Here is a 12,421-nt window from a genome sequence, read left to right as displayed (position 1 = left end):
AGACTACTCGGCGACGCTGTCTCCTGACGAGTCCTCGTCATACGACAGATACGAGAGAGGGTTAACATGCACGACAACAGCAAGGCAGCGATCAGCAAGGTGCCAGAGATCACCCTGGCGTTCTGGGTCATCAAGATCCTGGCGACCACCCTGGGGGAGACAGGGGGAGACGCCGTTTCCATGTCGATGGAGCTCGGTTATCTGGTGAGCACAGGCATCTTTGCCGTGATCTTCTTCGTCTCGGTCAGCGCGCAGATCGCAACGACCTCCTACAACCCCCTCCTTTACTGGACCACCATCATCGCCACCACCACGGTCGGTACCACCCTGGCGGATTTTGCCGATCGCTCGCTCGGGCTGGGCTATGCCGGCGGCTCCACCCTGCTGCTGGCCTTGCTGATGGGCTCCTTCCTGCTCTGGTATCGGCTGCAGGGCAGCATCTCCACCGGCAGCATCACCACGCCGCGCACCGAGCTGTTCTACTGGGTGACCATCATGTTCTCCCAGACCCTGGGCACCGCACTGGGGGACTGGACCGCAGACGAGGCCGGCTTTGGCTATGCGGGCAGCACCCTGCTGTTTGGCGGCATGCTGGCCGCCATCGTTGCCGCCTACTACCTGACCCGGGTATCGCGCACCCTGCTGTTCTGGGCCGCCTTCATCCTGACCAGGCCCCTTGGCGCCGTGGTGGGGGATTTTCTGGACAAGCCGCTCAGCAAGGGCGGGCTTGAACTGAGTCGTTACTCCGCCTCCTTTGCCCTGCTGGCCGCCATCGCCACCCTGGTGCTCATCTCGACCCTGCGCAACCGACAACCGGTTCGGGCCGAACTCGACATCGAGCAATGATGCCGTGACCGCAGGCAACCGTCTGTGGTCACGCTGGCAAACATGACCAGCCAGCCCGGCAGCCTTGTCGTGGCCGGGCTGGCTATGCTCTGGGTGAATCGATGCAAGGCAGGAGAACCCCATGACCACGACCAACCATCCCCCCGCTCCCCAACCCGCCGGCCGGATCCCGGGGGGCGTCTGGGTGCTGGGGTTTGTCAGCCTGCTGATGGACATCTCTTCTGAAATGATCCACAGCCTGCTACCCCTCTTCATGGTGACCGTGCTTGGCAGCAGCGCCCTCACCATCGGCCTCATCGAAGGGATGGCAGAGGCGACGGCCCTGATGGTCAAGGTCTTCTCCGGCACCCTGAGCGACTATCTGGGACGCCGCAAGGGGTTGGCCCTGCTGGGCTACGGGCTGGGAGCGCTGACCAAACCGCTGTTTGCCATCGCTACCGGCAGCGGGCTGATCCTGACCGCCCGCCTGCTGGACAGAGTTGGCAAGGGCATCCGTGGCGCCCCCCGCGATGCACTGGTGGCCGACCTCACTCCGCCGGAGCTGCACGGCGCCGCCTTCGGCCTGCGCCAGTCCCTCGACACGGTCGGCGCCCTGCTGGGGCCGCTGCTGGCGGTGGGGCTGATGCTGCTCTGGCACGATGATTTTCGCGCCATCTTCTGGCTGGCGGTGGTGCCTGGGCTGGCCTCGGTCACCCTGCTCGCCATCGGTCTGCGTGAACCCAAAGCGGCTGGCCACCACGCCCGCAGCAACCCCTTGCGGCGCGACAACCTGCAACGGCTGGGTAAACCCTATCGCTGGGTGGTGCTCATCGGCGCCCTGTTTACCCTGGCCCGTTTCAGCGAAGCCTTTCTGGTGCTGCGCGCCCAACAAAGCGGCATGGCGCTCGCCCTGGTACCGCTGGTCATGGTGGCGATGAATCTGGTCTATGCCCTCGGCGCCTATCCGTTCGGGCGTCTCTCGGATCAGATGAGTCACCGAACCCTGCTGGTCTGGGGGTTGCTGGTGCTGGTAGCCGCCGATCTGGTGCTGGCGGCCAGCACCCACTGGGGGTCATTGCTGATGGGGGTGATGTTGTGGGGCATTCATCTGGGGATGACCCAGGGGCTGCTGGCCGCCATGGTGGCCGCCAGCGCGCCCGCGGAACTGCGCGGCAGCGCGTTCGGCTTCTTCAATCTGGTCTGCGGCCTCGCCATGTTGCTGGCCAGCCTGCTGGCCGGGCTGCTGTGGGACACTCTGGGCGCCGCCTGCACCTTCTACGCCGGCGCCGCCTGCTGCCTGCTCACCCTGCTGGTGCTCGGCAGATACCCGCAGCCCGACGCCGGCAGCCAGCCATGAGCAGCGCATCCCGCTTGCTGCAGACAGCAAAAAGCCCCGGCAACCAGGTTGCCGGGGCTTTTCTGAAGATGGCGGAGGAGGTGGGATTTGAACCCACGGATGGTCGCCCATCGCCGGTTTTCAAGACCGGTGCATTCAGCCGCTCTGCCACCCCTCCGAACGGCGTGCATACTACGTCAGCCCCTTGTTCATATGCAATACATATTTGATTTGGGATAGTAGGGGGCAACAGGCTGGGGTGGGGCTTGAAATCAGCGCTCGTCATCCCGACATTCAGTGCATACAATGCGTTAACGAGGCGGCGTTGCCGCCTCACCCCGGAAATCAAGAGGACACCCAAGATGGATACCCGTTCTATCTATACCGGCACCCAGAGTGCCGCGCGCGATACCAACAAGGTACTGCGCAACACCTACATGCTGCTCTCCCTCACTCTTGGCTTCTCTGCCGTGGTGGCCGGGGTTGCCACCGTGATGAACATGCCGCCCCTGCACTGGGCCATCTTCCTCATCGGCGTCTACGGTCTGATGTTCCTGACCGAGAAGAATCGCGACAACGGCATGGGGCTGGTGTTCACCTTCGCCCTGACCGGCCTGCTGGGCTATAGCCTGGGCCCCATCATCAACATGTACATGAACAACGGCGGCGGCGAGATCGTGATGACCGCGCTCGGCGGCACCGCGCTCACCTTCTTCGGTCTGTCGGCCTATGCCCTGACCACCAAGCGTGACCTCTCCTTCATCGGCGGCATGCTGTTCGTCGGTTTCTGGGTGCTGCTGGTGGCCATGATAGCCAACATCTTCCTGCAGATGAGCGCCCTGAGCCTGGCCCTGTCCGCCATGTTCATGCTGTTCTCCTCCGGCGCCATCCTGCTGACCACCCAGCAGATCGTGCGCGGCGGCGAGACCAACTACATCTCCGCCACCGTCACCCTGTACGTATCCATCTACAACATCTTCCTGAGTCTGCTGAGCCTGCTCGGCGGCAACCGCAACTAATCAAACACCCCGCTTCGGCGGGGTTTTTATTGGCGCCTGTTTCTGTCAGGATAAGTTGCAAATCAAGGATATGAAGCGAAGTGGCCCTGATCCAAATCAGGGCCGTTTCGTTGTTGACCGGTTATGCTCTCGCTTTCGTTTCGCTCAAGGGTTGCGCTCTCCCATGCCCACGGATTTCTCTGGCCTGCTGCGCCGGCTGCTGACTGACAGTCATATCTATTTCGCCCTCAAGGTGCTGCTGGCCATCATGGGGCTGCTCGCCTTCACCCTGGCGACCGGCGACATCCAGCTCACCGTGCTGCTCTCCCTCGGGGTGGTGGCCGGCGCCATCGCCGAGACCGACGACAGCCTGTGGGGCCGGGTCAAGAACCTCGCCATGACCCTGCTCTGCTTCCTGTTCGCCTCCCTCTGCGTGCAGTATCTCTTCCCCACCCCCTGGCTGTTCGCCATCGGGCTCGCGGGCTCCACCTTTATCTTCGTGATGGTGGGGGCGCTCGGTCAGCGTTACGCCACCATCAGCTTCGGCTCCCTGCTCATCGCCATCTACACCATGCTGGGGGCCGCCAAGGCGCCGGATCTCTTCTATCAGCCGCTGGCGCTCGGCGCCGGGGCACTCTGGTATGGCCTGGTGTCGCTGGTCTGGCTCTGGCTGCTGCCCTACAAGACCCTGCACGAGCAGCTGGCCCAGAGCTACTTTGCTCTCTCCCGCTATCTGCTGGAAAAATCCCGCTTCTTTCCGGCCGACGAGCACGGCGCCCAGGCCATTCGCCACAACCTGGCCCAGCTCAACATCAACCTGGTCAATGCCCTGACGCTCACCAAGTCGGCGCTCAACGCCCGCCTCAGCACCCGTCACCGGGCCTCCCCCGAGCTGGCGAGCCTGCTGCGCCTCTACCTGCTGGCGCTGGAGATCCACGAGCGGGCCACCTCCAGCCACTACCCCTACAGCAAGCTGGAAGCCGAACTCAAGCAGGGCATAGTGCTGGACGGCTTCCAGGAGGTGTTCTTGCAGCTCTCAGAGGCGTGCCAGCGGCTCGGCTACGCCATCCTGGTGCACAAGCCCTATGCCCACAACAAGCGCATCCACTGGACGCTGGAGGCCCTCGGTGATCAGTTGGAGTTCACTCACCTCAAGCAGCACTACCCGAAAACCCTGCTGACGCCGATGAAGTTTCTGCGCCGCAACCTGGCCAGCATCAACCAGCTGCTGCAAAGCGCCGAGGAGCTGCAAAACCCCGAGCAGGCCCCGCAGAGCCTGCCGCCCCTGGCCCGCCCCGCCCGCCTGCCGCTGCTGACCCAGCTCAAGCAGCACCTGACCCCCAACTCCATGGTGTTTCGCCATGCTCTTCGCCTGTCCCTCGGGTTGGTGGTGGGCTACGGCATTCTGCAGGCATTCCACCTGGACAAGGGTTACTGGATCCTGCTGACCGTATTGTTCGTCTGCCAACCCAGCTACAGCGCCACCCGCCGCCGGCTGGTGCAGCGCATGCTCGGCACCTTCGCCGGCCTGCTGGTGGGGATCCCGGTGCTCTGGCTCTTCCCCGAACTGCACGTGCAGCTGGTGGTGATGGGGCTGGCCGCTTTCCTCTTCTTCACCCAGGTGCGCAGCAACTACAGCGCCGCGGTCTGCTTCATCACCCTCTACGTGCTGATGGCGTTCAACCTGCTGGACGGCATCGGCTTCGCCATTCTGGGGCCGCGCATGCTCGATACCCTGCTCGGCTGCCTGCTCTCCTACGCCCTGGTGGCATGGCTCTGGCCGGACTGGCAGTACAAACGGCTGCCGACCCTGATCGCCAATTCGCTGTCGGCCAACGCCCGCTACCTCTCGGCGGTGCTCGCCAGCCTGCAGCAGCAGCGGGATGAATCACTCGACTACCGGGTGGCGCGCAAGAGCGCCCATCTGGCGGACAGCGAACTGGCCATGGCCTGGCAGAGCATGCTGGTGGAGCCGCAAAAGCGCCGCCGCTTCCTCGACCTCTGCTTTACCCTCACCTGGCGCAACCATGCCCTGCTCTCCTACATCTCGGCGCTGGGCGCCCATCGCGACAAGCTGGAGGCCATCGGCGAGCTGGACGAGATCAGCCGCCACCTGAGCCATACCCTGGAGCGGGCCGCGGGCCATCTGGCGGGAGAGATGCCGGAGCAGATCGAGGGGCAGTGCCCTGTCATCACCCCGGACAGCAGCGAGGAGCAGCTGATGCTGACCCAGCAGCTCAATCTCATCAGCCAGCTGGCGGACGAATTGCTCGCCCTGGCCAACGAGAGCCGGTTGCTCACCCGGGAACAAGGCGCTACCATGCCCGCCCAATCCTGACAGGCCACAAGGAGCCCACCATGTCCGAGCACCACCAGCTGGAATTCAACGGCCAACTCATCGAGACCGATGCCAAGGGTTATCTGCTCAACAGCAACGACTGGAGCGAGGCGCTGGCACTGGTACTGGCCGAGCAGGAAGGCATAGTGCTGGAGGAGCCGCACTGGGAAGTGGTGCGCTTCGTGCGCGCCTTCTATCTGGAATTCAACACCTCCCCCGCCATTCGCGCCCTGGTCAAGGCGATGGAGAAGCAATACGGCCCCGAGAAGGGCAACAGCCGCTACCTCTACAAGCTGTTCCCGGAAGGCCCCGCCAAGCAGGCCACCAAGATTGGCGGCCTGCCCAAACCGGTGAAATGCATCTAAAAAAATACCGCGCCCATCCAAAATGAAGCGCGGTATTTTTTTTATCTTGTCGACCCTCTTAAGGGTTGTAAGCCACCACGGAACCACTCAGGCCGGTCATCTGGCCGATGCGGCTCTGCATGCCCTGCAGCTTGGTCTTGGAGACATCCGGTCCGATGAAGACCCGGTTGAGCTGACCCTGCACCGGCGTGCGCGGCGAGGTGTGAGCCGAGTAGCCCGCCGCCCGCAGCTTGCCCACCAGCGCGTTGACGCTGTCGACGTTCTTGAAGGCGCCGAGCTGCAGGATCCAGCTGCCCTGGGCCGGGGCCGTCGCTGCCGGGGCTGCGGTCGTGGTCGCTTGCCCCATCTTGCTGGCGATGAGGTCGTCCATCGACCTGATCTGACCCGCCTGCGGCTTGCTCTCCACCGGTTTTTGCACCTCTACCGGCTTGGGTGGCACCACCTTGGGCTTGGGTTGCTCCACCGGTTTCTTGGCGATCACTTCAGGCTTGGGCTGGGGCTTGACCGCCGGCGGTGTAACGGGCTGGGTCACCGGCTTGGCGGCCGGCTGCTGCACCTGCGGCTGGCCCTGCTTGGCCCCCAGGGTGACCGGCTCGGGCACCTCTTCCACCTGCCACTGCTCGGCAGCCGACGCCTGCTGCTGGCTGGCCAGATGCTCCGCCGGCAGTGTGCTGGCGGCCGATACCTGCAAGGCGGGCTTGGCGGGTTCCAGCTCGGGGCGCAGCGGGATCTTGGCAAACGCCTCTTCCTTCTGCTCCAGCTTGTGGCCGTCCATCAGATCCGGCAGAAAAATGACTACCAGGGCCACCAGGATGACGGTCCCCACCAGACGGTTTTGAAACTTAGAGGCCAAGTTGAATCCTACCTTTACGTAACTCAATATGCGATCTGGCTCCCCGCCAAAGGGCCGGGGAGCCGGGGTGTGGCCTAGACGGCGCCACCCGCCAGAATGTCGGCGACAGTGTAAAACGAACCAAACACAATGACCATATCATCAGGACTCGATGCGGCCAACGCGGCAGCATAGGCCTGCCCCACATCGTCAAAGGGGGTCGCCGGCCCCCGCTCGCTGCCAAGAGCTGCCGCCAACTGGGCCGCGCTCGCCGCCCGCGGGCCGCTCAGGCTCGCCAGATACCACTCGCCGATGAGGCCATCGAGCTCGGCAAGCGACCCCGCCATGTCCTTGTCCTTGAGCATGCCGACCACGGCGCGGCGCACGCCGGTGCAAGGCAGCTTGCGCAGCTGGGCAGCCAGATAGGCAGCCGAATGGGGGTTGTGGGCCACATCGACGATGACCAGCGGCGCGCTTTGCAACTGTTGCATCCGGCCAGCCAGCCTGGCATTGGCCAGTCCGTCACGGATGGCGGACTCCGGCAACGGCAGACCGAGGAACTCCAGCGCCGCCAGCACGGTGACCGCGTTCATCAGCGGCAGGGCCGGTTTGGGCAGCCCCAGCCAGTGGTGCAGGCCGTGGTAGTCCCAACTGTCGTCGTGCTCATCCCCGTGGAAGTCACGGCCGACCTGGCGCAAGGAGGCACCGAGGCGCGCCGCCTCGCTGGCGATGGTGACGGGCGGGTTGGGCTCACCGCTGATGGCGGGTTTGCCGGCGCGATACACGCCGGCCTTCTCCACCGCCACCGCCTCGCGGGTATCACCCAGCCAGTCGCAGTGATCGAGCGCAATGGAGGTGATCATGGCGACATCGGATTCCACCACATTGGTGGCATCGAGCCGGCCGCCCAGCCCCACTTCCAGCAAGAGCACATCCGGCGCGGCGCGGCGAAACAGCCACAAACCAGCAAGGGTGGCGAACTCGAAGAAAGTAAGGGCTATCTCGCCGCGGGCCGCTTCCACCTCGGCAAAGGCGGTGCAGTGATCGCTGTCGGCCAGCTCGGCCCCGTTGATCCGCACCCGCTCGCTGAAGCGCAGCAGATGGGGAGAGGAGTAGACGCCGACCTGGTAACCGGCTTCCATCAGTATGCTGGCCGCCATGGCGCAGCTGGAGCCCTTGCCGTTGGTGCCCGCCACCGTGATCACCTTGAACGGCAGTTGGGTAAGACCCATGCGGCGGGCGACGGCACCGACCCGATCCAGTCCCATGTCGATGTTGACCGGGTGGATCTGCTCCAAATAAGAAAGCCAGTCGACCAGCGACCGGCTTTGGGATTGTTGCATGTTGGAACTCATCTTCACTCTTCGATGACGTGAGTATTCAGCATTTTGGCGAGCAGGCTGGCCAGACGGTTGCGCATGTCGCGGCGGTCGATGATGAGATCGATGGCGCCCTTCTCCAGCAGGAACTCGGAGCGCTGGAAGCCTTCCGGCAGCTTCTCGCGCACGGTCTGCTCGATGACGCGGGGACCGGCAAAGCCGATCAGCGCCTTGGGCTCGCCCACGTTGATGTCGCCCAGCATGGCCAGACTGGCGGAGACGCCACCCATGGTGGGGTCGGTCAGCACGGAGATATAGGGCAGACCGGCCTTGGAGAGGCGGTCCAGCGCCGCACTGGTCTTGGCCATCTGCATCAGGGAGAACAGCGCCTCCTGCATGCGGGCACCACCCGAGGTGGAGAAACAGACCAGACCGCGACCTTCCTTGATGCTCTCCTCGACGGCGCGCACGAAGCGGGCGCCCACCACGGAGGACATGGAGCCACCGATGAAGGAGAACTCGAACGAACAGGCGACGACCGGCACCCCCTTGAGAGTCCCCTTCATCACCACCAGCGCATCTTTCTCGCCCGTATCCTTCTGGGCGGCTGACAAACGATCCTTGTAGCGCTTGGAATCCTTGAATTTCAGTACATCCTGCGGCTCCAGCTCGGCACCGACTTCGGTGCGGCCCTGCTCGTCGAGAAAGCTCTCGAGGCGGGCACGGGCGCTGATGCGCATATGATGATCACACTTGGGGCACACTTCGAGATTGCGCTCCAACTCTGCCCGGTAGAGCACCTGTTCACAAGCACTGCACTTGGTCCACACCCCTTCCGGAATGTTGTGGCGACGCGGGGCAGTGATCTTGCTCTTGGGAAGGATCTTCTCAAGCCAGCTCATGGAATTCCTTAATGCTTTTGTGCCTGACAAAACGCATCGAGCCTAGATTGTTCAATGACTTAATAGCTCGATGGCAATAAATGACGGATCATTAAACCACAAATTTTCGGGCCCAGTTACTAAAAACTGGTCGTACCCGGTGCCGAGTCCGGCAGCCACAACGGGCCGAGCGGCACCCGCGGCAAGCCCAGTTCCAGCGGGTAATCCACGTCCACCAGATAGAGTCCCCCCGCCTTGGCGGTGGGGCCTGCCAGGTTGCGATCCCGGGCCGCCAGCACCTCGGCCACCCACTCCACCGGTTTGAGCCCCTGCCCCACCAGCAGCAGGGAGCCGGTGATGTTGCGCACCATGTGGTGCAGGAAGGCATTGGCCCGGATATCCAGCACGATATAGGGGCCCTGGCGGCTGACGCACAGGTGGGTCACATTGCGCCACGGGGTCTTGGACTGACAGCCGATGGCCCGAAACGAGCTGAAGTCCTGCTCACCCAGGAGGCACTGGCCCGCCTGGTGCATCAGCGTCGCGTCGATCGCTTCGTGGTAGTGGCTGACGCCGCTGCCGAGGATGGCCGGCCGGTAGTTGTGGTTGTAGATGACGTAGCGGTAGCGACGGGCGGTGGCGCTGAAGCGGGCATGGAACCCCTCGTCCACCTGCTTGACCCAGCGCACGGCGATATCCGGCGGCAGGTTGGAGTTGAGCCCCAGGGTCCAGGCCCCTTCGGCACGGTTCGCATCGGTATCGAAGTGGATGACCTGGCCGGTGGCGTGGACGCCGGCATCGGTGCGTCCTGCACACTGGATGGAGACGGGGTGATTGGCGATCCGGCTGAGGGCCTTCTCCAGCTCCTCCTGTACGCTGATCACTTCGCGCTGACGCTGCCAACCGAAATACCGGCTGCCGTCGTATTCAATACCTAGGGCAATTCGCATGGATAAACTTGTCTTCTGATGAAAGGATGCGGTGAAAGAAACGGGGCGGATTATACCCATCTCGCCTCAAAAATCCCAAATCGCAGCGCCCAGGCCAGACCAGGCGCCAAAAAGAAGGGGCAGCCCGTCGGCTGCCCCTGCTGTCATCATGGTGCTGTGGCTACCTAGCCAAGGCGCTTGAGCAGCTTCTCGGCCTCGGCCCGCTGATGCTCGGTGCCCTGCTCCGCCGCCTCCTGCAGCAGCTCGCGGGCGCTGTCCTTGTCGTCGATCTCGAGGTAGGCGCGCGCCAGATCCAGCTTGGCCCCCACTCCGCCATCGTCGGCATCCACGTCAAATCCGGTGGACTCCGGCAGCACCTCGGGGAAGCCATCCAGCCCCACATCCAGCGAGAAGCCCTGATAGGGTTCCTGCTCCGTGGTGGTGGCATCGGCCTCGGCCAGCAGCTTGTCGATCTCGACATAACCGCTCTCCTGGGCCTGCTCGCGCGGCTTGACCTCGCCCTGATGGGGTTCCACTTCGGCGAAGGCATCCTCAAAATCGGAGAGGGCCATCTCGTTGGGATCCCAATCCGGTTCTGCCTCTTTCTTACCTTTGACCGGCTCGGGCTCCAGCCCCAGCTCAGCCAGCATCTCGTCGGCGCCGGCAGCGGCAGCCTGGTCGGCCCCCGGTTCGGCAAAGGCGGTCTCGAAATCGCTCAGATCGAAGGAGGCGAGATCCTCATCGCTCACCACCGCCTCGGCGTCCGGCTGGCCGTCATCGGCGCCATCCAGCGTCAGGTCGGCCTCCAGATCCGCATCCAGCTCGGCGAACAGGGCAGCCTGCAGCTCCTCTTCGCTCATGACCTCGTTGTCGGCCTTGGGCTTGGGATTGAACTCGCTGGCGAGATCGAGATCCGGCTCGGTGTCGAGGGTGATGGGATCGTCATGGGCCAGATCCAGATCGGGCACCAGATCCGGATCCCGGATGGCGGCCTTGGCGGCCGGTGCCGGCTCGGCATCGAAGCTGGCCAGATCCATCTCGCCATCGTCGCTGAACACCAGATCGGCCGGCGCGGCGGGCTCTTCCACCGCCATGTAGCCATCGGGCGTGTTGAGATCCGGTGTCGGCCGCATCGGTTCGTCATCTGTGATGCCGACCGTCATCAGCTCGTCAAACTCGCTGCTCTCCTGATCCATCACCATGGCGGTGGATTCGGACAGGCTCTTCTCCTGCTCTTCCAGCTCGCGGCGAGCCCGGGCCCGCAGCCACAGGGTCACCAGCGCCAGCACCAGCAGCACAGGCAACAGGATGATCATGGCGAGGTTGAGCGGCGAGGAGAGCAGGTCCATCAGCCAGTTCTGCTTGGGCTCGGGGGCCGGCGCCGCCGGCGGAACCGGCTTGGCCTTGAGCTCGGCAATCTCTTTTTGCAGGGCGGTCTGATCCTGCAGCTGGGCCTTGAGGGTCTCCACCTCTTCGGTCAGCGACTGCAGTCGCAGCTTGAGCCTGTGGTTCATCTCGGTGACCTGACCGAGCTGGGCATTGGCATCTTCCAGCGCCAGCGCCATCTCGGTGGAGGGCTTGCCGACCGGCTTGTCGAGGTCGGCCGGCAGCGGGGCCGGTGCACTGGCGGTGGCGGCACTGGTTGCCGCGGCCTGGCTCGCGACCGGCTCGGGGGCCTTGGCGACCTCCTTGACCTCGGTGGCCGGCTGGGGCGCCTCCACCTTGGGTGCCGGAGCCGGAATGGGCGCCGCCTTGGCGGGCGCTACCTTGGCAACCTCGGGCTTGGTCGGCTCGGCTGCCTTGGTGGGGGTCGCCTTGGGCTGGGCCGGCTTGGTGGCCACCGGTTTGGCAGGTTGAACATGCTTGTTGGCCAGATATTTCGGGCTCAGCCCTTTCCAGCTGGCGTTGTCACTGCGGAATTTGGCGCGGGCCTCGGCATCCGTGATGACGCTGGCCTCGGCGGCGGTGGGCAGCAGGATGCGCGAGCCCACCAGAATGTGGTTGATGTTGCCGTCAGCGAAACTGCGGGGGTTTTTCTCGTAGATCGCCACCATGGTCTGGTAGACGCTGACACTGCTGGAGGGACGGTACTTGCTCGCCAGGCTCCAGAGGGTGTCGGTGGGACGAATGGGACCATAACTGCCGGCATTGCTCGCAACCTGCCGCACGATGGGCTGGGCCGTCGCTCGGCTGGGTTGGGGCGTGGCGCTGGGAGTGGCGACGGGTTGTGCCAGCGGCTGGGAATTGACGGCGGGCGGAGCCGGCTCGTCCGGGCCTTTGAGCTCAACAAAAAAGGGCTCCCGCGTCGAGTCTTCGGCCTGGGCCATGCCCAGCAGACCCAATGCGAGTAGCGTTGCCAATGTTATGCGGGAATGTCCCATATTCGTTCCTTCGTATGACGGCCCTATCACATTGAAAAATCTGGATAGTTACCCCAAAACAGTCGGTTCAATATAAATCAGGCTCAGGTTGCAAGCCAGCAGTCCGACACATTTAGCACCCAACTTGCCCCTGAGTGTAGGAAAAAACTTAATCAGTTGATATCGCGAAACATTCCAGAAGTCGCACTGTGCGCCCCCGGTCACATCTGCCTCGCGC

General features: G+C 63.9%; 10 protein-coding genes and 1 tRNA gene. 5 read left to right on the top strand and 6 right to left on the bottom strand.

What is annotated here, in order from left to right; translation table 11 throughout:
* Positions 1 to 66: 66 nt before the first annotated feature.
* Positions 67 to 846: a COG4705 family protein gene (locus CK627_RS12480; RefSeq protein WP_043169861.1), complete on the top strand. Its 780-nt coding sequence runs from the start codon at positions 67 to 69 to the stop codon at positions 844 to 846.
* A 121-nt stretch (positions 847 to 967) separates the two neighbouring features.
* A complete protein-coding gene (locus CK627_RS12475) occupies positions 968 to 2,182 on the top strand; it encodes an MFS transporter (protein ID WP_095592487.1) in 1,215 nt (404 codons plus the stop codon).
* A 69-nt stretch (positions 2,183 to 2,251) separates the two neighbouring features.
* On the opposite strand, the gene CK627_RS12470 is transcribed toward CK627_RS12475, so the two are convergent.
* Positions 2,252 to 2,339 (bottom strand) — tRNA-Ser (locus CK627_RS12470).
* Positions 2,340 to 2,523: 184 nt separating this feature from the next.
* Here CK627_RS12470 and CK627_RS12465 point away from each other — a divergent pair.
* The 3 genes from CK627_RS12465 to CK627_RS12455 all read left to right on the top strand — a co-directional run bounded on the left by CK627_RS12465 (position 2,524) and on the right by CK627_RS12455 (position 5,862).
* A complete protein-coding gene (locus CK627_RS12465) occupies positions 2,524 to 3,180 on the top strand; it encodes a Bax inhibitor-1/YccA family protein (RefSeq protein WP_010633601.1) in 657 nt (218 codons plus the stop codon).
* A gap of 163 nt (positions 3,181 to 3,343) precedes the next feature.
* Entirely contained in the window at positions 3,344 to 5,497 is a 2,154-nt protein-coding gene (yccS, locus tag CK627_RS12460; RefSeq protein ID WP_095592486.1) for a YccS family putative transporter, read from the top strand.
* Between the two features lie 20 nt (positions 5,498 to 5,517).
* On the top strand, positions 5,518 to 5,862 hold the full coding sequence (locus tag CK627_RS12455; protein WP_011706490.1) for a TusE/DsrC/DsvC family sulfur relay protein: 345 nt from the start codon (positions 5,518 to 5,520) through the stop codon (positions 5,860 to 5,862).
* Between the two features lie 58 nt (positions 5,863 to 5,920).
* Here CK627_RS12455 and dedD read toward each other — a convergent pair whose 3' ends face one another.
* The 5 genes from dedD to CK627_RS12430 form a co-directional block, all read right to left on the bottom strand.
* Entirely contained in the window at positions 5,921 to 6,715 is a 795-nt protein-coding gene (gene dedD / locus CK627_RS12450) for a cell division protein DedD (protein WP_017783038.1), read from the bottom strand.
* A gap of 74 nt (positions 6,716 to 6,789) precedes the next feature.
* Positions 6,790 to 8,049 (bottom strand): bifunctional tetrahydrofolate synthase/dihydrofolate synthase, encoded by a 1,260-nt coding sequence (gene folC, locus CK627_RS12445; RefSeq protein WP_167385340.1) that lies wholly within the window; start codon positions 8,047 to 8,049, stop codon positions 6,790 to 6,792.
* 2 nt (positions 8,050 to 8,051) lie between these two features.
* Positions 8,052 to 8,915: an acetyl-CoA carboxylase, carboxyltransferase subunit beta gene (gene accD / locus CK627_RS12440; RefSeq protein ID WP_005302503.1), complete on the bottom strand. Its 864-nt coding sequence runs from the start codon at positions 8,913 to 8,915 to the stop codon at positions 8,052 to 8,054.
* 119 nt (positions 8,916 to 9,034) lie between these two features.
* Positions 9,035 to 9,844 (bottom strand): tRNA pseudouridine(38-40) synthase TruA, encoded by an 810-nt coding sequence (gene truA, locus CK627_RS12435; protein ID WP_095592485.1) that lies wholly within the window; start codon positions 9,842 to 9,844, stop codon positions 9,035 to 9,037.
* A gap of 164 nt (positions 9,845 to 10,008) precedes the next feature.
* Positions 10,009 to 12,204 carry a FimV/HubP family polar landmark protein gene (locus CK627_RS12430; protein ID WP_095592484.1) on the bottom strand — a complete coding sequence of 732 codons (2,196 nt, stop codon included), beginning with the start codon at positions 12,202 to 12,204 and terminating at the stop codon, positions 10,009 to 10,011.
* Positions 12,205 to 12,421: the final 217 nt, after the last annotated feature.

The organism is Aeromonas dhakensis (genome assembly GCF_002285935.1).
Classification (GTDB): Bacteria; Pseudomonadota; Gammaproteobacteria; order Enterobacterales; family Aeromonadaceae; genus Aeromonas; species Aeromonas dhakensis.
This window is presented reverse-complemented; position numbering and strand designations above follow the sequence as displayed.